Here is a 26,940-nt window from a genome sequence, read left to right as displayed (position 1 = left end):
ATCAGGATGAGGATGAGGTTATGGCTTTTTTTGATACTTTTTCAGTTGCTCTCAAACAGAAGTGGTTGGACTACTACCAGACGAATCGCGCTTGGCTGCTCCTGCACATGACGGCTGACAACACGGTCGCTACACCCGACGGCGGGAAAAGGCCTGTTTCTTACCTCATCCTGGGAATTGCGGCTGCCCTGGAGCCGGAACTCCAGCAACTAATGCTGCCCTTCTCAAAACTAAAGCCGGATGCAGACAGTCTGATAGAAGTGTTGGGGCTAAATTTTGACCCAGACATAGCGCTGGGTATGCCCTCAATTACCGGACTGCAGACTGCAGGCGAATCTCCCGCACCCACAGCAACTCCAACAGTAACTGCTGCACCCACAGCAACTCCAACAGCAACTGCTGCACCCACAGCAACTCCAACAGCAACTGCTGCACCCGCAGCAACTCCAACAGCAACTGCTGCACCCGCAGCAACTCCAACAGTAACTGCTGCACCCACAGCAACTCCAACAGTAACTGCTGCACCCGCAGCAACTCCAACAGTAACTGCTGCACCCGCTGATGCGAAATCGAATCAATTGGGCGGTGCGGTATTAGCAGCCGGAGTAGTCGCGGGAGTAGCCGGAGTCGCCGGTCTGGTGGCTGCTAATGCACTCAGTTCCGAGGATGAATCCTTCGATGAGTTTGAGGAAGAAGCTGTCTCTGACTTCGACCTGGGCGATGACGAGGAAGAAGTTGTCTCTGACTTCGACTTGGGCGATGACGAGGAAGAAGCTGTCTCTGACTTCGACTTGGGCGATGACGAGGAAGAAGAAGCCTCGGCTTTGGACGGTCTCGACCTCGGCGACGATGAGGAAGACGCCTTATCTGACTTCGATATGGGCGATGACGAGGAAGATGCCGTATCTGGCTTCGATATGGGCGATGACGAGGAAGAAGAAGCCTCGGCTTTGGGCGGTCTCGACCTCGGCGATGACGAGGAAGAAGAAGAAGAAGTCTTGGCTTTGGGCGGTTTCGACCTCGGCGATGACGAGGAAGAAGAAGAAGCCTTGGCTTTGGGCGGTCTCGACCTCGGCGATGACGAACTCGACCTCGGCGATGACGAGGAAGAAGAAGCCTTGGCTTTGGACGGTCTCGACCTCGGCGATGACGAGGAAGAAGAAGCCTTGGCTTTGGGCGGTTTCGACCTCGGCGATGACGATGAGGAAGAAGCCTCGGCTTTGGACGGTTTCGACCTCGGCGATGACGATGAGGAAGAAGCCTCATCACAATTTGGGACTTTGACCTCTGGAGACCTCGAAGCGGCGATATCCGATCCGTTTGGGGAAGAAGAGCCAGATTTTGTCGCGGAAGAAATACCCGATCCGTTTGGGGCATCGACTTCAGATGACCTAGACCTAGACCTGGATCTGGGCGACTTGGACGATGACGGTATGGACGATTTCTCTCTGTCTGATGATGATGATGACCTCGACGATCTCGGACTTGACGATCTGGGAGAAGCAACTACCGGAGATCCTGATGAAGATGACTTAGATGCTCTAGGTCTCGGTGATTTGGATGTCGATGATGAAGATGAAGAAATTTCGGGTTTTTTGTCTGATTTTAAATGAGGTTGTTGCGATCGCCCAAGGCTATCTTAGTCTGAAATTTGTCCGCTCTATTTGTGAGTTGTGAGTTGCGAGTTGTTAATTTTTAATTAACTCAAACTCACAACTATCAAAAGGGTTTTTAGCTTAGCGAGTTGAAAAACAAGGCTCTCCTCGCAGTGAGAGATTGTAAACCCTCGTACCGAATTTTTGAAGTTCAATTTGGGATGCTCCGGCTGCATAAATATTCAGTTTGCTGCATCTATATTGTCAGAGGACTTGCGCCAAAACCAGGTATTTCTATTATTGTTCGCTGCAATTCGAGCGCGATCGCACAAAACAGCTATTTTCTCGCCGCTGCACCTTTTATCCTTAGAGATGAAAAAAACCTATGCTTTTCCGCAGCAAGAGATGCGATCGCCCAAAACAAGTATTTACTCGATCGCGCGCCTGTCCAGTTCGAGACTAAAAACAATTTAAAGGGAGAACACTTGAAATATGACTGCTATTACTACTAACGAACCCGAAGCTTTAAACTTTGAATGCGAAACCGGCAATTATCACACATTTTGTCCCATTAGCTGCGTAGCTTGGCTTTACCAAAAAATTGAAGACAGCTTTTTCCTAGTCATCGGTACCAAGACTTGCGGCTATTTCTTGCAAAACGCAATGGGCGTAATGATTTTTGCCGAACCCCGCTATGCGATGGCTGAGTTGGAAGAAGGCGATATTTCCGCTCAGTTAAACGATTTTGATGAGTTGAAGCGGCTGTGCTTGCAAATTAAGCGCGATCGTAACCCCAGCGTCATTGTCTGGATCGGCACCTGCACCACCGAAATCATCAAAATGGACTTGGAAGGCTTAGCGCCTAAGCTGGAAGCCGAAATCGGCATTCCCATCGTCACAGCCCGCGCTAACGGCTTGGATTACGCCTTTACCCAAGGGGAAGATACCGTTTTAGCAGCAATGGCCGCTAAATGCCCTGACAAAGCTCCTGTAGTAGAATCTCAGAAGCAGGAAAGAAACGCCATCTCTCAACTGCTAAACTTCGGCAAGAAAAAAGAAGAAGTTGCAGCCGATGAATCCGAATATGTCAAGCACACACCGCTGGTACTTTTCGGATCTTTGCCAGACCCAGTTGTCACTCAGCTAACCTTAGAATTGAAGAAGCAAGGAATCAAAGTTTCCGGCTGGCTGCCTTCCAAGCGCTACACTGAATTGCCTGTATTGGAAGAAGGTTATTATGTATCGGGCATGAATCCGTTCTTGTCCCGTACCGCTTCTACCTTGATGCGCCGCCGCAAGTGTAAGCTAATTGGTGCGCCATTCCCGATCGGGCCAGACGGCACTCGCGCGTGGATTGAAAAGATTTGCTCAGTGTTGGGAATTGAACCCAAAGGTTTAGACGAAAGAGAAGCGCAAATCTGGGCCGGCTTAGAAGATTACCTGCAAATAATTCGCGGCAAATCTGTCTTCTTCATGGGCGACAATTTGCTAGAGATTTCTTTAGCGCGTTTCTTGATTCGCTGCGGCATGACTTGTCCCGAAATCGGCATTCCCTACATGGACAAACGCTATCAAGCTGCTGAATTGGCTTTGTTAGAAAAGACTTGTCACGAGATGGGAGTTCCTACTCCCCGGATTGTCGAGAAACCAGACAATTACAATCAGCTACAACGGATTTACGAGCAAAACATCGACTTGGTGATTACTGGTATGGCTCACGCTAATCCTTTGGAAGCGCGGGGAATTAATACTAAGTGGTCAGTAGAATTTACTTTTGCTCAAATTCACGGCTTTGGAAATGCGCGGGATATTTTGGAGTTGGTGACTCGCCCGCTGCGCCGGAATAATTCGCTGAAGGATTTGGGTTGGGGTAATTTGGTGAAGAATGAAGCGAAGGTTTAATCGTTTTTTGTAAGATGGTAAGGTGGGCGTTGCTCACCTTATTTTTTTGAACCGCTGATGTAGGCGGATGAACGCGGATGAACGCGGATGAAAGTCAATTCAAATCTCTGGATTATTATTTGAGTCTGAAATATCCTATTACTTTTTATCCAGAATCGGAAGGTTATACGGTGATAATTAAAGACCTTCCGGGTTGTATGTCTGTGGGTGAAACTTTGTCGGAAGCGATGGAGAACATTGAGGAAGCTAGGGAATTGTGGATAGAGACTGCTTGTGAGTGCGGTGATGAGATTCCTTTACCTGCGGCTGATGTTTAGCATCAAGGACGATCGAGTTTCAGGGGCGGTAAAGGGCGATCGCTCTTGGATTTTTTGGTCAACCGCTGATGAAGGTAGATTAACGCAGATGAACGCGGATGAAAAATGCGATCGAACTTTTAAATCAATTTACAATTACGCCAAATTTTAATAACATTCTAGGCAAATAATCATCCAAATTCTTGATATGTTCATCTGTTAACTCAATCAGGTTTAGTTCGTACTTCTGATATAGTTCTTGCTTGACTTTCTTGCGCGCCGCATACTCCGGGTTGTTCTCATATCCCCAGTATTCAATATACACCTTTCCCCCAGGAATATAAAAGTCACAGTAAGCTTCTTCCTCTATGGGTAGTCGGCGTTCATAGGCGTGAACGAGCTCCGCCATATAGAGCCAATTATCAATCAAAACTTCAGCTTTAGACCGCACAAAATGACCGTCGGTTGTTCGATGCTGTGCACTCGCCCGAAACTTCTCGCGGAACCCTAGCTTTGTGTTGACTTCTGTTTTGCTCTGTTCTGAATTTTCACCTTTCAAACTCTCAAGAGTCGCCAGAAAAACTTGATTTGTCAGTATAGATTCTGGCCAAAGCACATAAGGAGTGTTGTCTTGAGGGTAAGTTTTTTGCACCGCCCCAAAACCCATCCCCCGCTTAGTTGCTACCCAGCCGTTGCGCTCTTTGTTTACTAATCCTAACTCTGCTAAAATTGGGTTAACTTTGTGCTTTGATATTTCTAATTTATCGCTGATGCTGGTAGCGGACAGAAGTGAGGGAGAAGAGAGTTGTTGGGGTTTAGTTTTGGGCGCTGACACGGGTTGAGCGTTGTTAGCTTTCCAATGTTCGTAGCATAATTTGTGACCGGGTTTTGGAACTGCTTGATTGCATCCGGGCTCCGTGCAGGTTTGTGCTGATAGGGAAGATAAAGCTTGATTTATGGCTGCTAGCTTGCGGATAAAAGGATCTGAAGTCATATTGACAGCTTGAAATATATTCAAAAATAGTACCACTTTAATTTCTATGCAGTCAAGAATTAAAAACTGGCGATTTTGTGTCGGATAGCTGCGCTTCACGCGCTTTCCCCTCCACTATTCTAGAATCTTAAACCACACCCGTAGGTCGATCGCCCAAAACGCCGCCTATAATCAAAACTAGCCCCCATTCTCATCACTTGTAGAACCGCCATGAGTCAAGACAAGGAAAAAACTACCTATTCAGAAAAAACAGAACGCCTCAAGGTGCTCGCTCAGTTTATCAAAACCGTGACACCGATGGTTTGGACAGTTGTCATTCTAGTAGTCATCATTCCCCTATTAGGTAACTTTCTCATATCCCAGTCCCTAACAAATACTGCAACCACAGCCGTTGTAGTCTCCCCGCCCCACGATTTTAGCAAAGTCAACCAAGACATTAAAAACGCCATCCAACAATCCCATACAACAGCCGAAGCTTTTGCATCAAAAGAATTGGACAAATGGGAAACCGAAGTAATTGCACGAGTAGACAACAACTTCCTCGATTGGTACTTCGATTACTTCAATCAAAAAAAGATGGAGTTTACAGTCCCTTTCACTTTCGTCAAATCCGCCGTATTCAACAAATTTGACATGACAGCAGCATCTCAATCTGTTGCTGAAAAATTAACCGAAGACTTCCAAAGAGAATTTGCTAACCGCGTGCTGGTTCCCAAAAACGCTCAAATGCGATTTCAATTGATCACTCAAGATACTGCTAACTTGTACATAGCCGAAGTTAGCAAAAATGTAAAAGTAGTTCAAAATAATTATAACATACCGCAAGTACATTGGGACAAATATCTTAACGATATTGCCACCACAATTAATGACCAAGGAAACATTTCTAATTTATCATTAAAAGTATTAGTTGGCGGCAGCGGTTACTTGATTGCCAAGCCGTTAATCTTGGGAATGGCTGCAAAAATTGGCAGCAAAGTTACCGCAAAAGTTGCCAGCAAAGCCGCAGCCAAAGTAGCTACAAAAACAGGCGGTACAGTTGCAAGTCAGTTGGGAGTAGGTTTAATCGACCCGATTGTCGGCATCGGCATTATCATCTGGGATTTGTGGGATTACAATCACACAGTCACAGTAGAAAGACCGATTTTGCGGGAACACATTGTAGAATACTTGAAAGATGTCAAAAAATCCCTGCTCACAAATCCTGAAACTGGAATTATGGCAGCAATTTATCAGCTAGAAAGTGGCATTCTCAAGTCAGTTTCATAGACTGTAACTCCCTAGGATTTTCCCAGCAAATATTTCTAGCAAATCACAGCATCATCTATGAACAAAACCCCTGCAAAAGCAGATGTCATATTATGTCCGTTCGATTTACCGCAATCAGATTCGTTCCTAGTGCGGACTTAAGTCCGCAAAATGAAAGCCTATGCAAGTCCGTACTACGAACCTTTTTTCTGACGATCGCAAACCGGAAATGATATCATGCTTTTAGGGCGAGAAGTTGTGTTTGATAAGTTTAATATTGAGTTTAGGCAAGCCGATGAGGAAATTATATTTACCAAACGTGAAGATGTTCTCGCCCTTTAATTATCTCACGTTCTCAAAAATAGTTTCAACCTGGTAAACCCCATCACAATTAACGCCAAAATCGCCGTATATCCAAACCCCCTCAAAAACCCCATAAACGGATTCCTTGAAGTCATCTCAACAATCACCGGTTCCCATTTAGTCAAAACCAGAATCGGCCAGATAATATTCGCAAATCCTGCGTAGCCAATCATCGGGTTTAACCCGTTATCAATAAACAACTGCAAAAACCATCTTTTCTGAAACACGTCGATAATTACCGTCAACCCAATTAACAGAAAAATCGCCATTCCCGCCGTTACAAAAAAGTAACTCATCGTCGCCGAATCTTTCTTGATTCCCCCTTGATAAGGCTCAAACAGCAAACCCAAAGCCAGCCAATAAAACCCCCATTTATAAAGGTGGTTCAATAACTTTTCCGTGACATTTCCAGGTTTTTTCAACAAAACCCAACCGCACAAACACAGCATCAGCGTCACTAACGAAGTCTGCCACACCCATCTAGCTTGCAGTCCAATTAACAAGGTTAAATCAATCGCCAACATCAAAACCAGAATGCTAAAATAGCGCCAATTCTTCCACTTCGCATAACTCGACTCTGCCGGCGAAGAATACTCTATCCACCGATTCAGTAAATCCCCGACAACAGTACCCGGAATCACCACAAACAAATACTTCAAATAATCAAATTGAAACAGCCAAGGTGCAGGAGAGGACGACCAAACTAAGTTAATCCAACCGTCAGCAGAAGAAGACAGTCGCGCCGCTAACAACAAGCCCAAAAACCCTACTCGCAGCCACAGATTTGAACGAGTAAACAGCCAAATTAGCGACCCGAAAACGGCCATATTTGCAAGTACCATCAAGATGATGTCGCTGCGGTCAACTGAAAATCCTACACCGCTGGGATATTTGATGTGAGATACGAAGACTATTCCCGCACTCCAAGCAGCCAGAGTCAATCCCCTACGCAGCCATGCAGACCACTTTTGAGGCCAGCGAACGTACATCAAAAATAATAGGAAAAATCCACACAATCCTAGCCACCACTTTAGTCTGCTTGCTTCCTCCGGGCTAATTACAGTCGGGCGAATGTGCTGGAGAAATATTGCAAAAAATGCCAATAAACATCCTCTTTGCAAAATAAATAAAATTATTTTTTTTGTATCCCATCCCTTGGCGATGCGGCGCGACAAAGCTAGGGGTATTGCGGCACCCATTGCAAACAGAAAAAAGGGGAAAACTAAATCAACCCAGGTTAATCCTGCTAGTTTGTTATTAAAAACGTGGTCTGGTGGAGGGAGTTGGGCGTGATACATCCACGCCGGCAATGTTTTGCGGGCTATGGTACCTGATAAAACCATTGCTAAAACTGCTATTCCCCGCAGCGCATCCAGCGCGTCGGCGCGTTGGGAAACTGCTGCAACTGCAAAAAGCTTTTCGTTTTTTACCGTGTTTTGTGAATCTGATGTTGTGTATTCCAATGCACTTACCGATTTGTTTTGAATGCTGTATAGTTGCCAAATTTTACTTGCCAATTAATTGGTGCAGCCAGCTTCCTGAAGCTAAGCTGCTGAGTCTTTTTGTTGAGGATTTTTTATTCACTGTTAATCTCGATATTCGGTATTTATTGGGTGGAAAAAAGCGCAGTTTTAATTTTGAACTGTCGTACAAGTATCCTGATGAAAAATATTGGGCAACGTATTTTTCAACTTGTTTGTTGACAGCGCCAAACGGGTAGGCTATGTGCGAGGCGACTGTGCGATTTTGGTCTAAATCTTGGGTGCATTTCCTCAGTCTAATTTGGTCTTGAGATAATTCTCTGTCTAATGCTTTTAGAGAAATTTTTGTGAGTTTTTCGTGATTCAGCCCGTGGGATTGAATATCATAATAACCTTGCTGCATTCCGTGTCTCAAGTCTTGACAAGTTACTTTTTTTATGAGTGAGTTTTGACGGCCCAAGAAGCCAGAGTTGACAAATACAACTACTTTAGTTTTTTTGCCGTATTTATTTTCAAGTTTGTCTAAAATCGGCAGTAAGTGGGTATAAATGCTTTTGTTTCCATCGTCAAAGGTAATCATAACTTTTTTGCGATCGCGATATTCACTCGGCACCTGTTTTCTGGGATTGGCGATGAAATATTCGTAAAGTTCTTGGGTTGACAAAAACCAATAGTTATGAATGACTAAATCTTCTAAAAAAGGTTCTAAGTTTTGCTGGCTGTAGTCGCCGGGAGAATCTCGCCGCTGCGGCGGTATTTCCTGGGGATTCTGAAGGTTTACAATATCGTGAAAGCCAAAAATCGGAATTTCTACTGTGACGATTTCTAAGATAGTTTGATATGTGATGAAAGTTAGGAGAAAGGCTAGTAAAAAGCTAATAATTCGTTTTTTTTTGGCGTAATACCAGGCTGAAAATACTCGGGCCATTTGTTAATCAAATAATTTACCATTGACAATTACAAGCTTTTGAGGTAAAGGGTTATGGCGGCAGTATGAGGGTTTTTCGGGGCCTGGTGCTGGGAGCATTGAGATTGTCGATCGCCCGTGTCGTCCTTAAATATCGGCTAAGGCAAGTCTAGCATGATACAATTTATACCGATCGCACTTTTCATGCAACTAGCGCCCAAAGTTGACTGTGCTTATTTCTTACCCGAAGTTTTACCTGTAATTTTTGACTTGTGGTTTCCCGCCCTAGGTGGTAGTATCTTTGAGCGATCGCCCGATCGAACAACTATCACGAAAATCGCAGTAATTAAGCCTGTTTACGACAAAGCAAATTGCATAGAGCAAACCTGTGACAAAATTTTAGAATTTTCTCAAAAAAATCACGGTTAGAATTTTATCATTGTTAACGACGGCTCGACCGGCAATACCCTAAAAATCCTCTAAAATAAACTGAAAGCTTTCCCCACACATCACATTTAACTAATTTCTTACAGCCAGCGTCAAGGCAAAGAATATGCGTTCAAAAAATGATGTAAATATTTAGACACAGACTGCATTTTTTCATGAATGGCGACTTAGCGTAATCCCTCGAACAACTCGAACCCTGAGTATAAAAATTAGAAAAATTTGATATTTTTAACTATCAACAGTTGAAAAGATTCTCCTTCGATGCAGAAGTGCTATTTTTAGCAAAAAAAAGGATAACTTCTCAGCCTGATATTTTGGCGGCTTGGTCGAAATTGCGGCAAGAAATTCAACCTTTGATCAAAGAGTCGAAAGTTAAGGATGTAGCAGGCAGTTGCGATCGCCCCGCCAAAGAGTAAAATCGAGTAAAATTGCCAAAAGGTCGTTAAACGTAGCTATCCCGAGCGTGAATCGCCCCCGCTGCCAGACAAAATTTTGATTCAAGGTTTGCTATACTCACAGAAATAGACACATATTAACCTTTGGAAAATCAATAGGCCGGAGCTATGACATCCTATGCAACCTCTACAGCAAGAGCCGAGATGAGTGAGATCCGGCGCTTGAAAAATATACTGCCCCCAGAACTCCAAAGTTGGGTAACAGTAGAAAAAACAATAGAAGTTAATCCAACCCTGATCCGCAGCGAAGAAATAGGCAAAGACCAGGTAGAAATTCAAATAGACCTGATCCGCTGGGAACAGCTAGCAATGGATCAGCGCAATCTTTTATTTTGGCACGAAGTCGCCAGAATCCAAAACGACACCATCCCCAGAGACGGTTGGGAAATGGCAGCCCTCGCCATTGGTTTAGGCGGCGCAGTCGGCGAACTTTGGGTGCAAGACGGCTTGCTGCTGGTGTTGGCCCTATCCCTCTGCGGCGTCTCCGGCTGGAGGCTTTACCAAAAAAACAACGGAGAGAAAAGTCTAAAAGAAGCAGTAGATGCAGACGAAAAAGCCCTTACCCTCGCCACCCGCTTCGGCTACACTCTCCCAAACGCCTACAAAAGCCTCGGTAGCGCCTTAAAAACCTTAATCGAGCAAACCTCCAAAAAACAGCAGCGGGCTAAATACGAAGCTCGTCTCCAGGCCCTCAAACGCAACGCAGCCAAGGCCAAAGCCAAAGTCAAACCCATCACCCGCGAAACCTCCCAGTCAGAAAACGTCTACAATTCTTAACCTCATTTCCCGACGTTTGGTGCAGGGATTTTTTAGTTAACGGTTAACTCTTGACTTTCCAGTTAACTGTTAAGCGTTAACTGCGCTTGCTATCCCGCTACAAGACAGACATCGGAATTTTTAAAGACAAAATTAATCGGCCAGAAGTGATAAAAATCTTGATTCATATCATGTCCGGTGGATTAGTAGAACAAAAACGGATCGCCCGTGTCCAATGCAAGTCCTCCGGCTGAGGGCGGAGGGTCGTCCGCACTACATATTGCGGTCAATGGAACGTATCTGATATCAAAGGTGAAAGTTGGGCGGCGGCTGCGTTCAAAATTATTTTTCCGCCCAAACAGGGACTGGTAGACTAGAGTTTACCTCGGCCTTCGATATCGGGACGATCGGCAACAAGCTTTTCTGGCATTTTTGTAAAGTTGCGATAAAGCTAGCCCGGTGGTAAAAACAATATTTGGTAAAGGTGGAGCGGGTAAGACAGAATAGGTTAAAGATATCAGTTTGAAATTTGAAACTAGGACTTCATGGTCAGCACAACCCCAGAGGCAGAAGATTTTCGGGTTACGTACTTCGACGAGATTCCCTCGGTTCACATACCCGTGCGCTTGAGCGTACTTGAAGCCGTAAACTTCAAAAAAACCTGCCAGCAACTTTTCTCTGAAAGCACCGCTCCCAGCAAAATTGTCCTAGACTTCACTCACACGACGTTTATTGACAGTAGCGGAATTGGTGCTTTAGTCAGCAATCTCAAATTTGCCAAACAGCGCGGCAGCGACTTGGTGCTTCGCAGCCTTAAGCCGCAGGTGATGGCAGTATTCGCTCTCACCAGTTTAGATCAAGTGCTCACGATCGAGCAGACCCCTGCCACCTCAACTCCGGCAGAAACCAACTCCCCGGACAACCACCTACCGATGACGCACCCCTCAGTGCAATCGTTGGTGAAACGGCTGATAGACATTCTTGGGGCCCTAGTCGGTTTGGTGATTACAGCAATTTTGTTCGTACCCATAGCCGCAGCAATCACCATCAACGATCCAGGCCCGATATTTTTTGCACAAACCCGCTGCGGCTGGATGGGGAGAAAATTTCAGATTTGGAAATTTCGATCGATGTGTACCAACGCCGAAGCTATGAAAGACCAAATTCAAAACCAAGCTTCGGGCGCATTTTTCAAAAATGACAACGACCCCCGGATTACCAAAGTCGGGCGAATCTTACGCAAAACCAGTCTCGACGAACTGCCGCAGTTTTGGAACGTGCTCAAAGGCGAAATGAGTCTAGTCGGCACCAGACCGCCTACTCCAGACGAAGTAGATCGCTACGAAGTCCCTCAGTGGCAGCGTTTGGATGTCAAGCCCGGGATGACTGGCGAATGGCAAGTCAACGGTCGCTCTCAAGTCCGCGATTTTGAAGATGTCATCCGTTTAGATTTAAAATATCAAGAAAACTGGAGCCTGATCTATGACTTGAAACTAATTGTTAAAACTATAACAGTCCTGTTTAACAAAAATAGCGGTGCTGTGTAGGAGTCCTCAACAACTCATTGCTGAACTATCGGGTGCTGTTGCCGAGGGGCTGCTGGAACTCGAACTCGATATTTAGTTAAGCAGACTCGGTAGCGATCGCTAAGTTACTATTAAGTGTTAAAATTCACACCGAAAAAATGGGCAGCTAGTTGCTAAATAGGCGATCGAACTACGAATTAGCAATTTGGCAGTTCTGGTCAGGCTCGAATTACGCCACCAGGGTTTTCAATGACGACAAAAACTAACCTATGTTTAGCTAGCGGGCGCGGGAATCCCCACGACCTAATCTTTGATAGGTGGGTGGGATGAAAGCCCGGTTTATGTGTGGGGATGGAAGGTTGACCGATGCCGTTGGCGCAGCCCGCCGAAGCCGTAGGACGGGAAAACCTTCACAGCCTGAACAAACAATCTTTGATATACTGCAAAAACAGTGGGGCCCGACGTGTTCCTCACTATAAAACGCCGAGCGAGAGAAACATTTTGGAGTACCTCGAAGGAAGATCTCGATATCCTTAACAGGACTCAGATGCCTACACTGTAATCTTTGATTCAGAGTAGGATCGTCACAAAAGTACCGACTGCTAACACGGTGGAAACTCAAACCACTCGTCGCAAGCTGAATCGGGAATTTTCCTAATTTAAACGCCCTATTGAGGCGGGTTACAGTATCGGAAGTCTCTCATTTTCTGTGCGAGTAAATGGTGCGAAAGGAATGCTCACCTTGAGGCAAAACGAGCTTCTTCAACTCAAGCTTGACTTAACTAATATGTTGCCAAGACAGAGCCCTCAATTTCCTCTCTTTCTGGTGCTGAGTATAGTGCTGGTGGGGGCCGACAAGGGGGAAAAAAAATGAAAAACGAGCAACCAAAGGCCGAGTCGCACCTTCAAGTTGAAACAGACTTGGAGGCTTTAACATCCATTTTGGAATGGTTGGAGAATATAGTTTTGCCGCTGCTGCCGGCGGATTTCTGGTGGCAGTGCCGGCTGATCGTCAACGAAGGCTTTACAAACGCTGTCCGCCACGCTCACCAGAACTTGCCCTCCGCGACGCCGATCGACATTGAGGTAAAAGTGTTTGCCGATTACTTAGAAATTAGGATTTGGGACAGGGGTCAACCATTCAACCTGGAAGCAAAGCTGCACTCGATCATGCAAGAGCAGCGCGATCCCTTAGACAGAGAAGGAGAAAGGGGACTTGTGTTCATGTACAAGCTCACAGACGATCTTCGGTATATCCGTACCGACGATCGCCGCAACTGCTTGGTAATGCGAAAAAACCTTACCTGAAAGCGCTTGCGGCCCGCCCGATCCAGAGCGGCTTCTTTTGCAAAAAGTGGAAGGTTCCAGCACCGCCCCCTGTTGTGCTACCCGGAACCCAACCACATCCTCTGCAACTCACCGGGTGTAGACTCGCGTCGCGGCAGGACAATTTGCTGCAAAATAAATATTATGCGTATTCTAATTTATTCCTATAACTACTATCCAGAGCCGATCGGCATTGCCCCCCTGATGACAGAACTAGCGCAAGGCTTAGTCAAGCGCGGCCACCAAGTGCGAGTCATCACCGGAATGCCCAACTATCCCCAGCGCCGGATTTATCCCCAATATCAGGGCAAATTTTACCTCACCGAAGAACACAAAGGCGTCACAATTCAGCGCAGCTACCTGCGCGTCAACGGCCCCCATCCCAGCCTCCTAGACAGACTTTTACTAGATGGCAGTTTTGTCCTCTCCAGCGCCGTCCAAGCCTTCAGCGGCTGGCGCCCCGACGTAATTTTCTCAACAATGCCCCCTTTACCGATTTGCGTCCCTGTTGCCCTCTACGGCTGGAGTCGCGCTTGCCCGATCGTCCTCAACGTACAGGATATAGTCTCAGAAGCAGCCGTGCGCGTCGGCTTGGTGAAAAAAAACGGACTGCTAATTAAGATTGCTGACGCCTTAGAAAAATTTGCCTACAGCACAGCCAGCCAAGTCAGCGTCATCGACAGCGGTTTTATCAAAAAATTGCACTCTCAGGGAGTACCCCCAGAAAAAATAGTTTGCCTTCCCAATTGGGTTGATGTCAATTTCATTCGCCCCTTACCCAAAGAAAATAACCCCTTTCGAGAAACCCACAAACTCAAGGGCAAATTTGTCGTTCTGTATGCTGGAAATATTGCCCTGACTCAGGGATTGCAAACAGTTGTCAAAGCAGCAGCCCGTTTGAAACACATAGTTGAAATTGCTTTTGTAATTGTCGGAGAATCAACAGCACTAGCGCGCTTGCAAAAAGATTGCGAAACTTATAAAGCTACTAATGTAATGTTGCTACCCTTTGAACCGCGAGAAAAATTGCCGGAACTGTTAGCTGCTGCTGATGTGAGTTTAGTCGTACAAAAGCTGCGCGTTACTAACTTCAATATGCCTTCAAAAATTCAAGTAATTCTCGCCAGCGGTAGGGCAATTTTGGCGTCGGTTCCCGAAACTGGTACGGCGCACAAAGCAGTCCAGCAAAGCGGTGGCGGGGTTGTAATAGCGCCGGAAGATGCGGAGGCTTTGGCTGATGCTGTGGAGGATTTGTTCTTAAATCCTGCTAAGGTGAATGCGTTGGGCGAGCAAGGTAGAAATTATGCTGTTGAGAATTACGGATTTGAGGAAGCTTTGAATCATTATGAGGCTTTATTTGCGGCGGTGGCGGCGAATCATGCTGAGAAAGTCTTGGCACCGCTGCCAAAGTAATCAGATAATTGGATTAGTGCAATAGGTAGCGCTCTTTTGTAGTAACGACTTTAGTCGCGATCGACTAAAAGGCTGATGAAAAAACTGAAGTCCTCACTACAAACTTGAGGATAGTCATGTTATCTGAGATAATATAATTCAATTTTTCGGTATGTTCCTGATTCCGACAAGGCTTGATTTAGTGCGATTAGTAATAATAATGCCACAGACGATCGCCAATGTACTAAAAATATGCACCAACGAAATCGCTTCACCGAGAAACAGCCACGCAGCAATACCGCTAAACACTGGAATCAGGTAATAGATTAAGGCTGTGCGGTTCGGGCCAATCAGGGCGATCGCCTGATTCCACGCCAGAAACGCCACCACCGACGACAGAACCCCCACATAAAGTAACGCTAGGGCGATCGAAGGATTGAACGCCACAGGGTGATAAATCCAACATTCCAGTGCATAGAAGGGCGATAAAAACAACAGCCCCAAACTAAAAGTGCATAAAGTAAAAGTTGTCATCCGCAGGTTTGGTGGCTTGCGCTTCACCAGCATAGTGTAGCCAGCAAAGATGATAGATGCCAATAGCATATACAAATCGCCGATCGCAAAGGAAATACTCAGCAGCCTTTCTAACGAGCCTCCCGCGATTAACAATACAACACCGCTGACGGCGATCGCAATGCCGGCAGCGCGCATTAACGAGATAGTTTCTCCGTAAAAAAGACGAGACATAAGTACAATAAAAACCGGGGAACAACTGGCAATTAACGCCATATTCACCGCCAGGGTTGTGTGACCGGCAACATAGATCAAAGTGTTAAAAGTAGTCACGCCTAACAGGGCCGATACAGTCAAGTAAGGGAGAGATTTTTGAATCAATTTCCAATCTGCAACTGCCGCCCGCACGGTGAATGGTGCTAATGTAGCCACAGCAATCGTCCATCGCCAGAAAGCTAGACCGATCGGCAAAACATCCTGATTCAAAGCTCTAGCAACGATGAAGTTACCGGCCCAAATAGCAGTCGCAACTACTGCCAAAACATAACCGATTGACATTCTATTATTCATTTATTAGTAGGGCGAATTTTTATGAGGTTTAGCCAATTTAATTTGAATCAAGTTAAACAACGGAATGAGATACAAATAAAAGGCATAAGGGATAAAATCTGCATTGACGCTCAAGATGGTTGCAGGCACTAATCCGGCAATATTCCAAGGAATTAAGGGAGAAATCACAACAGCGGTGTTTTCTAAATCTACAGCAAGTTGATAATTATCTAATCCTTCTTTTCGGTATTTTTCCTCAACTAACTGATGAGTCAGAAGGATGGCGATTGTTTGGGTGCAGCCAAATGCAGCCGATAAAATTCCTATGATTGTCGTTCCACAAAATAAATCGCCTCTCGTTCGAGCTTTGTTTAGATACAATTCAATAAATTCTAGCGTTTTTGTTCCTGCAAAAAGGCCGGCAAATGCTGTCGATACAATTACAATTATTGAAACTTTGACCATCGACAAAATCCCTCCTCCCGCCACAATATCTTTTAAACTCGAAGTTGATTCTAACTTGAATCCGGCGATCGCGAATTGCAGAATGTCCAGCGGCGAATAACCTTGCACGAAAATGGCGATCGCACTTCCGGCAATTAGACTAACAGTCATGGCAATTTTGACCTCAACTCGCAATACACAAAGGATTAAAATTGTCAAGGCTGGCAGCAAAGTTATCCAGTTGAGATTGAAGGCTTTGCCAAGTTCCAAAGCCAGGTTATTGCCAGCAACTTCTACGGGATTTGCTAAGGATAAGATTAAATACAAGATGCTGGAAACTATCAGCGGATAAAAAGCTGTTACCGCCATATTTTTGAGGTTCTTATAAATGTCTGTGCGGGTAATGGCGGCAATCAAATTAGCGCTAGAAGACATGGGAGAACACCGATCGCCAAAATAAGCTCCGGCAATTATTGCCCCCGCGATCGTATTGGGATTGACACCGCTGCCCTTGGCTGCGATCGTTAAAGCAATGCCGATCGTGCTCGCAGTACCAAAGGAAGTCCCCAGCAGCACAGAAACCGTGCTAGTTAAGATAAACGCCCAAAAAATAAAATATTGAGGGCTAATTAATTTAATTCCCCAATATACGAGAACCGGAACCGTCCCCGCAGCCATCCATACGGCCATGACTGCCCCGATTAACAGTAAAATACCGATTACTGAAAAAGACTTTTGACTGCCAGCCACAGCCATTTTGATTAAGCTGTTTATCTGAAATCCCCTTCTCAACAAAATGGCAATAAAAATTGCCATAGAAGCTAGCAACGGATAAAGTACAAAATAACCTTTGATGGCACTAACTAAAAGTAAAACAAATGAAATAATTAGAAATAATATCAAGTCCATCAGACCAAGTTTCAGAGTAGGGACAGGTGAAAAAATAGGTAAATTGCCGGTCTAGGCAAATAATTAGGAAAAACATCTGCGTTAAGCAAGCGTCGATCTGCGGTTTCCAAGAGTGCATCAAAGATTTATGCAATTGGAGTCTAATATTCAAGCAGTTACCAGAAAATATCACCTAACTGCTACCTGACACCGCAATTCATTAAAACAAAAGGCTAAAATAGTAGATCCTACAATTTGGGAGTTAATATTTGACACTTGCACCTACGCGCGAAAACGTCCTAGCTTGGCTCTCACACCGCGTTCCTGCCGCCCGCATCACACACATCCTCGGAGTCGAACAGACAGCAGGTGACTTGGCTCGCCATTACGGCCTCGACGAAGCAAAAGCTCGATCGGCCGGATTGTTGCACGACGCAGCAAAATACTTCAAACCCCAACTGTTGCTGCAAATGGCTCAGAAGGAAGGTTTAGAGTTAGACTCAGTGTTGGAAGCACACCCGCATTTGCTGCACGCAGACGCCAGCGCGATCGTCGCTAGAGACGAATTCGGGGTGGTCGATCGAGAAATTTTGGACGCAATCGCCAATCATACCCTCGGCCGACCAAGCATGAGCCAGCTCAGTTGTGCCGTATTTGTAGCAGACTCTATAGAGCCGAGCCGCGGCAACACCCCCCAACTAGCAGCACTGCGCGAGGCAAGCTGGCAAAATCTTTATGCAGGCGTGTGGCAAACTAGCGATTATTCTCTGAAATATTTGCTAGAAACTCGCTGCTACATTCACCCGCGCACCGTACTTACGCGCAATTGGGCGCTGCAAATGGCTCGCCAATCACCGGAAACAGGAAATTCGACAGGGAAGTCGATCGAACAAATCACCAGTTAAAAGTAAAATTTACCAGCAATCCTTTACTTACTTCTGACTTCCACCTAACTCCTATTTCCAATCTCAAACCGCCAACAACCGATTTTCCTTTACTGTCTCAATTAGGAACTTAAACACTTAATGTCAGATCTAACCCAACTCGAATATTCCAGAACTCAGTCTACAGCAACAGACAGCGCCACCTCAGACGAAACGCGCGGCCTGATCGTGACGGCTGCCCAAGCTGCCGATGACCGCAAAGCCGTTGATATTGTATTGCTCAAAGTGTCAGAAGTATGCTATCTGGCAGACTACTTTGCGATCGTCACCGGATTTTCCAACGTCCAAGTACGAGCCATCTCCCAAGCCATCGCCGACCAAGTAGAAGAAGAATGGGGACGGTTGCCGCTGCGTACACAAGGGCTATCAGACGCAAGTTGGGTAGTCATGGACTACGGCGACGCGATTATCCACATCTTGAAACCCCAAGAGCGCGAGTTTTACAATTTAGAAGCGTTTTGGGGACACGCCGAACGGATTGATTTTTCCAGCGCAGAGGAATGCTAATGTGAAAAACGCTTCTGTTTCTATTTGTCCTGTTCCGCAAGAACAGCGCCCGGTTAATGAATACCAAGAACTTACAGAGTCTGGGTTTTTTAGCTGGGTAACTCTCGATTGGCCTGAGTATTTGGCAAAACTAGCTTGGGTTTGGGGTTGGAGTTGCTTGGTATCCGGGCCGATAGCTGCTTCTAGCTTTGCTCCCTTCAAGTATCCAGTTCAGTTTGCCCTGTGCGCGGCAGCCGGTGCCAGTTTTATTCTAGGATTGGCTTTGCTGCGACTTTACTTGGGTTGGTTCTACGTGCGATCGCGCCTTGTAAATCCCACCGTCGTCTACGAAGAGTCAGGCTGGTACGATTGTCAATCTTGGCCTAAAACACCGGAGATTTTAGCTCAAGACCAGTTGATAGTCAACTACGAACTAGAACCAATTCTCAGGCGTTTGCGGCAGACATTTTATGGTTTGACTGTATTGCTGGTTGCCGGGGGAATAATTTGGAATTGTTTGTAATCGGGAATCGTGACAGGGAAGTTTTGAGTTGTCCGGGCGGTGTGCTTTTGTCGCCGCCCCCTTACAACTTCCTCCACCAAATCTAAAATCTAAAATCTAAAATCTAAAATTGATATGACAAGGGGAAAACGAACCCAAGCTCCCGAACTGGAAGTCACACTGCTGCGCGAAGGTATTGTGGAATCTAGGCATCGCGCCCAAGCCGCTGTCTGTGACAAACGCGGGCGCGTTCTGTCCGTTGCGGGTAACTCGGAAACGGCGACATTTGTCCGTTCTTCTCTCAAACCGTTTCAAGCTTTGGCTGTGACGGCGAGCGGGACTTTGGAACGCTACGAATTGACCGATCGAGATTTAGCGATTATTTGCAGTTCTCATCAAGGTACGATCGAGCAATCGCGACAGGTATTTAACGTCCTGTGGCGCTGCGACATAGACCCATCTAAACTTCAATGCCCCATTCCTGAAGGCAAAAAAAGCCCCCTGCAATACAACTGTTCCGGTAAACACGCCGGAATGCTGGCTGTCTGTCAGCAAATGCACTGGCCGCTGGATACTTATTTGCGCCGCAAACATCCCGTCCAGCAACTTATTTTGGGCAAGGTGGCTGACTTGCTGGCCATGCCTGCCGAAGAGTTTATCAGCGCTCGCGACGACTGCGGCGCTCCTACCTATTTGTTGCAGTTGGGACAAATGGCATCTTTGTACGCTAAGTTAGCCTCCGGCGACAATGTGGATATGGAGCGGATTGTCCGCGCTATGACTCACCACCCGATGATGGTTGCCGGTGAGGGAAGATTTGACACGGAACTGATGCGCTTGACTCAAGGAGAATTGGTCAGCAAGTCCGGCGCAGAAGGGGTGCAGTGCATTGGCCGCGTTGGTGAAGGTATGGGCTTGGCCATTAAAATCGCCGATGGTGGCAAGCGCGCTAAATTTGCTGTGGCAATTCACTTGCTCAAGCAGTTGGGGTGGATTACTCCGACTCAAGCCGAAACTCTTTCGGACACTTACCTGACTCTCAGCGATTTTAAGCGCTTGGAGGTAGTCGGGGAAGTTTCGATGCTCTAAGTTGTTCTGCATTCAAATTGTAGATCTAAATAACCGACCAAAAATCCTCCCCCCCCCTCTCCCCCTCTCTCCCCCTCTCCCCCTCTCTCCCCCTCTCTCCCCCTCTCCCCCTCTCCCCCTCCCCTCTCCCTCTTCGATACTCTGAGCCGATTTCAGCAACCCCTCCCACAATCTCAATTTTTTTTTTGATTTAGGGGTTGCAATTTTTCGGAAGGTATGTTTATATTAGAGAGTAGACAAAGCGACGCGGGATAGAGCAGCCTGGTAGCTCGTCGGGCTCATAACCCGAAGGTCAGTGGTTCAAATCCACTTCCCGCCACCAACTTGAAACAAACCCTGTAATTGTTGAAGTTCCAGGGTTTGATTTTTGAGAGTAGAGAGTAGACAAAGCGACGCGGGATAGAGCAGTCTGGTAGCTCGTCGGGCTCATAACCCGAAGGTCAGTGGTTCAAATCCACTTCCCGCCACCAAATTTAATCAGATAAGCCCCAGCAACCAAAAAGTTGCTGGGGCTTATCTTATCGGAAAATTCATAAAATAGGGACGCAGCATTGCTGTGTCCCTACCGCATATTTGTGTTCCAAAGGAAAAAATCAACTAGACCCTCAACAATCAACCCCATACTTTTCTACGCCCGTTTGTGCAAGCTTTATTTCTCAAAAATCAGCAATTCAATATCCCTGTTTTTAAACTTTGCATTTTAAATTGCTAAGCCGATTGAGCTTGCAGCCAATCAAAGATCAAATCTAACTGTTTCAGCGTCACTAACCCGTACTGCCACAACACCATCGGCAGTTGGCTGGCATCTTCTTCGCCGTGTCTGAGAGCAACGGCGATCGCAGAATTCGATAGCGCCAATTCTCCCCGCAAATAATCGATCAGTTGAGCCTTTCCCATCACATTCACCGCCTGTTTTATGCGATTTTGTAAAGATATGTATCCGATTTGACTGAATTTGAAGTTTAATAGTCCTAATTTTCTGTTGATAAGGGGCGATGTGGTGTGATGGAAAGCGCACGCAACTTGTGATAAAACTCATAAAAAAAGGCGATCGCAGTCACAATATCTCCCAGCCTCAAAAATAGGATCGGGCGATCGATCGCTTGACATCAATTCACTTAAAATGGCTACAGTCCTAGCTGAAGCTGAACTCCCGCTTCTGTGCCGCTGTCGCTCGGTTTAATAGGTAAGGGATTTCCTTGGCGTCGGGCGTCGGAAGGAGTAGTAATAAATTCCAATTCCGGGCCAACTTTGAGGCGAAATGTATCAGCCAAGCTGCGCTCCCTCCTAGCAGAATTAGCCCCCGTTTTTGATTCACCAATCAAGTTTTGGTAGTCCGAGTCCACTGTTCTGTCCTCCACAGTCCTCAGAGAATCCCCCGATAAAGTCGTTTCCGAATTTTGGGACTCTGATTGCATTCTTTGTTGGGCGAAAACTGCCGGGGTGAAACCGATCAAAATTGAACTCAGTCCGAGAACAGTACCAAAATTAGCCATAACTGCGTTCATCATCCATGCCTCCGCTAGCTGCATCCTACTATCCTAATTGTACCCAACCGGAGTTTAGTTGCGCTCTATCAAAAGTAGCTGGTTGTGAAAATAAGCTGCCGCCATCTGGAATTGTCTGTGATTTTTGACGGAGAGAGGGAGAGAAGAAGATCAGGAGGAGAGGATTTTACTGTTGGAGGAATACAAATCGAGAAATATACAGAAACCGTTCCATGAAACCACGTTTACTAACATACTTAGTTGCAGCAACGCTCAAACACTTAGGACTTACGCACGGAGGACTAAACAAGAAACACGCTTCGGTGCTGGACGCATTAATAGTGCAGAAATCTGGTTTCGATGGGGATTAAAGGTCTAGATGGAGTATAGTCGATTGTCAAACCCGGTTTTTTACCAAAGAGCTAACAAAAGTCTGTCTCAATCTAAATCGTCAGGGCGATCGTGCGCCGATGTCTCAAATCTCAAATCTCCCAGAGTACGATCGTCCCAGAATGTGTCGAAGACTCATCTCGATCGCCCTCCCAAAGCTCGCGATCGCGTTAAGATGGCGGTGGCAGCCGTTAAAAATTCAGTAACCAGCGGCAGATTCCGATTTCTTAACAGCACTTGGTCTGCTCAAACAATCTCAACTTTCAAAATCTGCGCTCAACAGGTTGTACCTTACTTAAATGTTGTAGATTTGTAATATTTCTGCTCGATCATGCCAATCAGATCTCTGACAGACCGGATTTTCAAAATGTCGGGTAAAATGCCAATTCGCATCGTCCTTGTCGTGCCTTTTGCCCTCCAGACTTTCGCTGCGGTAGGGCTGACGGGGTGGCTGTCGCTACGCAACGGGCGCAGGGCCGTCAACGATGTTGCCGCGCAACTGCGGGCGGAAGTCACATCGCGCATCGAGCAACACATTCATAGTTATATCGAAACGCCGCACCAAGTCAATCAACTCAATCTCGATGCCATCCGTCTCGGCATTTTGAACGTGCAGGATTCCGCTAGTTTACGCAGTTACTTCTCCAAGCAAATCAAAATCTTTGATAAAATTAGCTACATTCAATTCGGGTCCGAACAAAAAACTTTTACGGGAGTTGAACGCCTCGACAACGGCAAGTTGCAAGTTCGGATTTCTAATCAATCTACTGGCTATAACTTTTACAGCTACGCGCCGTCGGAGTTCGGGGACGAGATCGAGCTATTAAAGACTATTCCCAGCTACGACCCCCGCCTCCGACCTTGGTATACGGCTCCGGTGCGGACTGGCAAACCTACCTGGAGTAAAATTTATAGTTATTTTGACACTCCCAAACTGGCGATTACGGCTGCACAACCAGTTTATGGCAACCGAGGAGAATTGATTGGAGTTGTGGGTTCGGATTTGCTACTTTCCCAAATCAATCAATTCTTGGGAACTCTAAAAATTGGTAAGTCTGGCAAAACTTTTATTATAGAAAGATCTGGACAATTGGTCGCAAATTCTACTCCAGAACCGCCATTTATTGTGAGCAACGGCGTTGCGAAACGGATTGCTGCAGCGAGCAGCCAGAATGTTTTAATTCGATCGACAACCCGCTATTTGACACAGCGCTTCGGGGATTTGAGCAAGATTGACACCACTTACCAGCTAGATTTTGCGATCGGCGGAAAACGCCACTTTCTACAGGTGACACCCTTCTCAGACAGCAGGGGCCTCGACTGGTTGATTGTGCTGGCGGTTCCCGAAGCCGATTTTATGGAAGAAATTAACGCCAACACTCGCTACACAGTGTGGCTGTGTTTCGGTGCTTTGGTGGTGGCGACGGTTCTAGGGTTTCTGACTTCGAGGTGGATTGTGATCCCGATTCAGCGTCTGAGCAAGGCTGCGGAGGCTCTGTCGCGAGGAGAATGGGACTCGATGGCGGTAGATCCCCGCTTGATGGTGTCTGTAGAGCGGGAGGATGAGGTGGGTGTCCTGGCCCGCTCTTTTAATACGATGGCCGGTCAATTGGAAGAGTCGTTTGCTACTCTCGAAGAACGGGTGGAAGCTGCGATCGCAGATAAAATTAAATTAATTGGCTCTCTGAAACAATCTCAGCAAAAACTCGCTCTCCATCTTTATCAAACTCCTTTGGGGGCGATCGAATGGAATCTCAATTTTGAAGTAGCCGACTGGAATCTGTCAGCCGAAAGAATTTTTGGATACAATCGCTTGGAAGCAATGGGACGCCACGGAGTCGATCTCATAGTTCCTGAAAATGCTAAGGAGTATGTCAGGCAACTATCTATTACTTTGCTCACTAATCAAGGAGGAGTTAGTAGCATTAACCAGAATATTAGAAAGGACGGCCAAATTATTCTTTGTGAATGGTACAATACTACTTTGGTTGATGCTGACGGCTGTATCATCGGAGTGGCATCGCTAGTTCAAGATGTTACGGAGTTTCACACTGCGATGGAGCAGTTGCGGGCTAGTGAGGAGCGGTTTCGCCAGTTGGCAGAAAATATTCATGAGGTATTTTGGATTAGAGAACCAAATCAACAGCAAATAATTTATGTGAGTCCAGCTTGCCAGAAAATATGGCATTTGAGCTATCAGATTTTGCTTTCAGAACCGGATGCTTTTTGGAATGCTATTCACCCGGAGGATCGCGATCGCGTCAAGGCTGCTTTTGAGAAACACCTGCGGGGCGATTATGATGAGGAGTATCGGGTAGTGCGATCTGACGGTTCAGTTTGCTGGGTGCGCGATCGGGCTTTTCCAGTCCGCAACGAAACCGGAGAAATTTACCGCATCGTCGGCATTGCAGAAGACATCACCCAGCGCAAATTAGCAGAAGAATTCCAAAAAGTTGCTCAAACGGCTCAAGCTGCAAGCCAAGCCAAAAGCGCTTTTTTAGCCAATATGAGCCACGAATTGCGTACTCCCCTCAACGCAATTATCGGTTACAGCGATATGCTCAAAGAAGATGCTGAAGATTTAGGCCACGAAGATATTATCCCAGACTTGCAAAAAATTCAAACTGCCGGCAAACACTTGCTGTCTTTAATTAGCGATATTTTAGATATTTCTAAGATTGAAGCAGGGCGCATGGAACTTTACCTAGAAACTTTCAACCCAGTTAATTTAATTGAGGAGGTAGTTTCGACAGTCGAACCATTGGTAGAGAAAAATAATAATCAGTTTAAAGTTAATTGTGCTAGCGAGTTGGGAATGATGTATGCTGACATTACCAAAACCCGTCAAATATTGCTCAACCTGCTGAGCAATGCAGCCAAATTTACGGAAGGTGGCACTATTACCCTATCCGTTGAAAGAGTTAAACATGACAGCTTAACAACTCAAGAAATAGCAGAACCTTCCGACTTAATAATTTTTCGCGTTGCTGATACCGGCATTGGGATTCCGGCCGAACAAATGCAGCATTTATTTCAAGCTTTTATGCAGGGCGACGCTTCAACTACGCGCAAGTACGGCGGCACAGGTTTGGGATTGACTATTAGCCGTCATTTTTGCTTGATGATGGGGGGCGATATGCAGGTTCAAAGCCAGTTAGATTGCGGTTCGGTTTTCATCGTATGCTTGCCGGCTCAAGTTGAATTATTGGTCAGCAGTTAGTCTTGCTATCCGGGACGCACTTGTTATACCAATTAAAAAAAGTTTGGCTACAATTATCAAATAGTATACCAATTATTAAAAGTCGCTGCTCTTGGAGCCCGAGACTGCAATGGCGTGTCTCTACAGATGCTCACGTACAATCTATATTTAGCCCTATTTTTCATAAGTTGTATTACAAAATAAATCGGGTTTCTTGCCAAAAAACCTGCGCTTTCCGATAATTTATGAGCAAGAAACCAAGGTGATGATACGATGCACCCTCAGTCTTATTCTAGTTAATTTGCCGTTTCTGCCGCCCCAAAAGTTGAGCTGCTAATATCCCGCCAGCAAAGCCAAAGAAATGCCCTTGCCAGGAAACTCCCGGCTGCGAAGGCAAAACTCCCCAAATTAAACTGCCGTAGAAGAAACCTACAATTAAAGATACCAAAATAGAGGTAAAGCTGCGTTCAAAATAGCCCCGCAGCAGCAGAAAGCCGAAGTAACCAAAGATTAATCCGCTGGCACCAATGTGGACGGAATTGGGCGCGCCTGTCAGCCAAACGCCGAATCCGCTGACTAGGATAGTGATGGCACTCACGATGAAAAAGTCCCTAGTTTCTCGCAGCATGATTAACCAACCAAATGTCACAAACGGGAGGGTATTAGCTGCTAAGTGAGCAAAACTGCCGTGCAAAAAAGGCATGAATATGATGCCTTCAAGTCCTTGGATGCTGCGGGGGCGGACTCCGTAGGCATTCAGCGCGCCTCGGAATAGGAATACATCGACAATTTCGATAATCCAGAGGAGGGAGACGAAGCCGCCGAGAATGGCGGCGTGGCTTTGCAATTCGCGGGTGATGCTTTTGCTTTCTGGGTTGCTCATGGGTTGTGAGGGCGGTGAAACCGATTATTTATAATTGTAGGAGTTTTTTGCCGATCGCGCGAAGCGACACTTGGCACTAGCTTTCAGGTTTTTTGCAGTCGAGCTTATTTGAAACTATTATAACTTTGATTTGAAATTCCGCATTTTCACGTATGGAATAATTCACCTTAATGCGTCACAATGATCGAAGAACTGCACTAGGAGAGTTAAGCAAAGGTTGAAGTTATAACGTATCAGGCAGAGTTTTTACCCCATAGGTAAATGCTTGAGCTGGCAGTGAGGACATTTTGGCGATCGCACACTGTCTTTAAAAACTCAGGAACTACTTGTCTCGGTTCTAGTCATTAATTGAAGAACTTTCATCCGGTAAAGCAAAACGAGCTGCTGTAGGTACTTATTGTAGACAAAATCCAGTACAAGCTCTACAAAGAGTTCTTGGCACCTCGTTCTAAAAGAGGAGAAGAGCAATATGAACGTATTTGAGCAAAAATTACCCCAGAGAATTCTGCCAATTTGGGTATGGAATCGCAAAGAAGAAATTACTGTTACTTTCGCTACAATTTCTCAGCCTTATAGTAAAAAGCCGCGCTTTGATTTGTTACATCCGCTGAAAGAGTGGATCGAGAACACGGAAATTAAGAGTCAAAAATTTGCTCGATTTTTGTGTAAATATATTCCGTCGCAGTGTCCGTTTGAGCGGGAAGTCAAGTTTGGCGATCGCACTTTATTTTCCATTCCCCCAATGTGTAAGTTAAATCCGCTTTACGAGCAAGTTGTTGGGATTCGCTTTCGGGCTTTGTGTTATTTGGCTGACGAGTGCGGCGTGGATGTAACTCCTTATTGTTAATTTTCCAAAAACTTTAATTTCTAACTCTATT

At 45.9% G+C, this 26,940-nt stretch carries 27 protein-coding genes and 2 tRNA genes; 21 read left to right on the top strand and 8 right to left on the bottom strand.

Annotated features, from left to right (window positions below; translation table 11 throughout):
• The first annotated feature begins 20 nt into the window (after positions 1-20).
• The 5 genes from QUB13_RS15085 (at position 21) to QUB13_RS15065 (ending at position 3,965) form a co-directional block, all read left to right on the top strand.
• Positions 21-1,613, top strand: a complete 1,593-nt coding sequence (locus QUB13_RS15085) for a DUF5331 domain-containing protein (protein WP_333382083.1) — start codon at positions 21-23, stop codon at positions 1,611-1,613.
• A 203-nt stretch (positions 1,614-1,816) separates the two neighbouring features.
• The gene (locus tag QUB13_RS15080; protein ID WP_333382081.1) at positions 1,817-2,107 is read left to right on the top strand and encodes a hypothetical protein; all 291 of its coding nucleotides are present in this window, start codon (positions 1,817-1,819) and stop codon (positions 2,105-2,107) included.
• Positions 2,088-3,497, top strand: coding sequence for a ferredoxin:protochlorophyllide reductase (ATP-dependent) subunit N (locus QUB13_RS15075; protein WP_228049727.1), 1,410 nt, complete (start codon positions 2,088-2,090; stop codon positions 3,495-3,497). Before QUB13_RS15080 ends, QUB13_RS15075 begins: the two co-directional genes overlap by 20 nt.
• 77 nt (positions 3,498-3,574) lie before the next feature.
• Positions 3,575-3,814, top strand: coding sequence for a type II toxin-antitoxin system HicB family antitoxin (locus tag QUB13_RS15070; RefSeq protein WP_333382079.1), 240 nt, complete (start codon positions 3,575-3,577; stop codon positions 3,812-3,814).
• Entirely contained in the window at positions 3,783-3,965 is a 183-nt protein-coding gene (locus QUB13_RS15065; protein ID WP_333382130.1) for a hypothetical protein, read from the top strand. Before QUB13_RS15070 ends, QUB13_RS15065 begins: the two co-directional genes overlap by 32 nt.
• On the opposite strand, the gene QUB13_RS15060 is transcribed toward QUB13_RS15065, so the two are convergent.
• Positions 3,939-4,886 carry a hypothetical protein gene (locus QUB13_RS15060; protein WP_333382077.1) on the bottom strand — a complete coding sequence of 316 codons (948 nt, stop codon included), beginning with the start codon at positions 4,884-4,886 and terminating at the stop codon, positions 3,939-3,941. The two genes, QUB13_RS15065 and QUB13_RS15060, sit on opposite strands and share 27 nt — an antisense overlap.
• A 111-nt stretch (positions 4,887-4,997) precedes the next feature.
• On the opposite strand from QUB13_RS15060, the gene QUB13_RS15055 reads away from it, so the two are divergent.
• Positions 4,998-6,056 carry a hypothetical protein gene (locus QUB13_RS15055; protein ID WP_333382075.1) on the top strand — a complete coding sequence of 353 codons (1,059 nt, stop codon included), beginning with the start codon at positions 4,998-5,000 and terminating at the stop codon, positions 6,054-6,056.
• Positions 6,057-6,382: 326 nt separating this feature from the next.
• Here the strand turns inward: QUB13_RS15055 and QUB13_RS15050 are convergent, their stop codons facing one another.
• Both QUB13_RS15050 and QUB13_RS15045 read right to left on the bottom strand, forming a co-directional pair.
• Positions 6,383-7,915, bottom strand: a complete 1,533-nt coding sequence (locus tag QUB13_RS15050) for a DUF5009 domain-containing protein (protein ID WP_333382073.1) — start codon at positions 7,913-7,915, stop codon at positions 6,383-6,385.
• Positions 7,905-8,807, bottom strand: a complete 903-nt coding sequence (locus tag QUB13_RS15045) for a polysaccharide deacetylase family protein (RefSeq protein ID WP_333382071.1) — start codon at positions 8,805-8,807, stop codon at positions 7,905-7,907. Before QUB13_RS15045 ends, QUB13_RS15050 begins: the two co-directional genes overlap by 11 nt.
• A 153-nt stretch (positions 8,808-8,960) precedes the next feature.
• Between QUB13_RS15045 and QUB13_RS15040 the strand changes: the two genes are divergently transcribed.
• The 6 genes from QUB13_RS15040 (at position 8,961) to QUB13_RS15015 (ending at position 14,709) form a co-directional block, all read left to right on the top strand.
• A complete protein-coding gene (locus QUB13_RS15040) occupies positions 8,961-9,215 on the top strand; it encodes a hypothetical protein (RefSeq protein WP_333382069.1) in 255 nt (84 codons plus the stop codon).
• 260 nt (positions 9,216-9,475) lie between these two features.
• Positions 9,476-9,649 carry a hypothetical protein gene (locus tag QUB13_RS15035; protein ID WP_333382067.1) on the top strand — a complete coding sequence of 58 codons (174 nt, stop codon included), beginning with the start codon at positions 9,476-9,478 and terminating at the stop codon, positions 9,647-9,649.
• 147 nt (positions 9,650-9,796) lie between these two features.
• The gene (locus tag QUB13_RS15030) at positions 9,797-10,465 is read left to right on the top strand and encodes a DUF3318 domain-containing protein (protein WP_333382065.1); all 669 of its coding nucleotides are present in this window, start codon (positions 9,797-9,799) and stop codon (positions 10,463-10,465) included.
• A gap of 524 nt (positions 10,466-10,989) precedes the next feature.
• A complete protein-coding gene (locus tag QUB13_RS15025) occupies positions 10,990-11,991 on the top strand; it encodes an anti-sigma factor antagonist (protein WP_333382063.1) in 1,002 nt (333 codons plus the stop codon).
• Positions 11,992-12,840: 849 nt separating this feature from the next.
• Positions 12,841-13,278: an ATP-binding protein gene (locus QUB13_RS15020; RefSeq protein WP_194065949.1), complete on the top strand. Its 438-nt coding sequence runs from the start codon at positions 12,841-12,843 to the stop codon at positions 13,276-13,278.
• Positions 13,279-13,440: 162 nt separating this feature from the next.
• Positions 13,441-14,709: a WcaI family glycosyltransferase gene (locus tag QUB13_RS15015; protein ID WP_333382060.1), complete on the top strand. Its 1,269-nt coding sequence runs from the start codon at positions 13,441-13,443 to the stop codon at positions 14,707-14,709.
• 138 nt (positions 14,710-14,847) lie between these two features.
• Here the strand turns inward: QUB13_RS15015 and QUB13_RS15010 are convergent, their stop codons facing one another.
• Positions 14,848-15,759: a DMT family transporter gene (locus QUB13_RS15010; RefSeq protein WP_333382058.1), complete on the bottom strand. Its 912-nt coding sequence runs from the start codon at positions 15,757-15,759 to the stop codon at positions 14,848-14,850.
• A 15-nt stretch (positions 15,760-15,774) separates the two neighbouring features.
• On the bottom strand, positions 15,775-17,103 hold the full coding sequence (locus tag QUB13_RS15005; RefSeq protein ID WP_333382055.1) for a Na+/H+ antiporter NhaC family protein: 1,329 nt from the start codon (positions 17,101-17,103) through the stop codon (positions 15,775-15,777).
• A 248-nt stretch (positions 17,104-17,351) separates the two neighbouring features.
• On the opposite strand from QUB13_RS15005, the gene yqeK reads away from it, so the two are divergent.
• From yqeK to QUB13_RS14975, 6 genes are all read left to right on the top strand, one after another.
• Positions 17,352-17,987, top strand: a complete 636-nt coding sequence (gene yqeK / locus QUB13_RS15000) for a bis(5'-nucleosyl)-tetraphosphatase (symmetrical) YqeK (protein ID WP_333382053.1) — start codon at positions 17,352-17,354, stop codon at positions 17,985-17,987.
• A gap of 120 nt (positions 17,988-18,107) precedes the next feature.
• Complete coding sequence (gene rsfS / locus QUB13_RS14995; RefSeq protein ID WP_333382051.1) at positions 18,108-18,533, top strand: ribosome silencing factor; 426 nt, start codon at positions 18,108-18,110, stop codon at positions 18,531-18,533.
• Position 18,534: 1 nt separating this feature from the next.
• Entirely contained in the window at positions 18,535-19,035 is a 501-nt protein-coding gene (locus tag QUB13_RS14990; protein ID WP_333087336.1) for a CGLD27 family protein, read from the top strand.
• Between the two features lie 114 nt (positions 19,036-19,149).
• Positions 19,150-20,103, top strand: coding sequence for an asparaginase (locus QUB13_RS14985; RefSeq protein ID WP_333382049.1), 954 nt, complete (start codon positions 19,150-19,152; stop codon positions 20,101-20,103).
• 245 nt (positions 20,104-20,348) lie between these two features.
• Positions 20,349-20,425: transfer RNA gene (locus QUB13_RS14980), tRNA-Met, on the top strand.
• Positions 20,426-20,496: 71 nt separating this feature from the next.
• Positions 20,497-20,573: transfer RNA gene (locus tag QUB13_RS14975), tRNA-Met, on the top strand.
• A 238-nt stretch (positions 20,574-20,811) separates the two neighbouring features.
• Here QUB13_RS14975 and QUB13_RS14970 read toward each other — a convergent pair.
• The gene (locus QUB13_RS14970; protein WP_194011192.1) at positions 20,812-21,000 is read right to left on the bottom strand and encodes a DUF2949 domain-containing protein; all 189 of its coding nucleotides are present in this window, start codon (positions 20,998-21,000) and stop codon (positions 20,812-20,814) included.
• Between the two features lie 230 nt (positions 21,001-21,230).
• Entirely contained in the window at positions 21,231-21,614 is a 384-nt protein-coding gene (locus tag QUB13_RS14965; protein ID WP_333382047.1) for a hypothetical protein, read from the bottom strand.
• Positions 21,615-21,984: 370 nt separating this feature from the next.
• Between QUB13_RS14965 and QUB13_RS14960 the strand changes: the two genes are divergently transcribed.
• On the top strand, positions 21,985-22,296 hold the full coding sequence (locus QUB13_RS14960; RefSeq protein ID WP_333382045.1) for a hypothetical protein: 312 nt from the start codon (positions 21,985-21,987) through the stop codon (positions 22,294-22,296).
• A gap of 15 nt (positions 22,297-22,311) precedes the next feature.
• Positions 22,312-25,200, top strand: coding sequence for a PAS domain S-box protein (locus tag QUB13_RS14955; protein ID WP_333382043.1), 2,889 nt, complete (start codon positions 22,312-22,314; stop codon positions 25,198-25,200).
• 271 nt (positions 25,201-25,471) lie between these two features.
• Here QUB13_RS14955 and QUB13_RS14950 read toward each other — a convergent pair whose 3' ends face one another.
• The gene (locus QUB13_RS14950; RefSeq protein ID WP_333382041.1) at positions 25,472-26,062 is read right to left on the bottom strand and encodes a rhomboid family intramembrane serine protease; all 591 of its coding nucleotides are present in this window, start codon (positions 26,060-26,062) and stop codon (positions 25,472-25,474) included.
• A gap of 469 nt (positions 26,063-26,531) precedes the next feature.
• On the opposite strand from QUB13_RS14950, the gene QUB13_RS14945 reads away from it, so the two are divergent.
• Positions 26,532-26,909: a Mo-dependent nitrogenase C-terminal domain-containing protein gene (locus QUB13_RS14945; RefSeq protein ID WP_333382039.1), complete on the top strand. Its 378-nt coding sequence runs from the start codon at positions 26,532-26,534 to the stop codon at positions 26,907-26,909.
• The last annotated feature ends 31 nt before the right edge of the window (positions 26,910-26,940 follow it).

Origin of the sequence: Microcoleus sp. B4-D4, assembly GCF_036705185.1 — a bacterium.
In the GTDB taxonomy this organism is placed as follows: domain Bacteria; phylum Cyanobacteriota; class Cyanobacteriia; order Cyanobacteriales; family Microcoleaceae; genus Microcoleus.
Note: the sequence above shows the minus strand (reverse complement) of the source record. Positions and strands in the feature narration are given on the sequence as shown.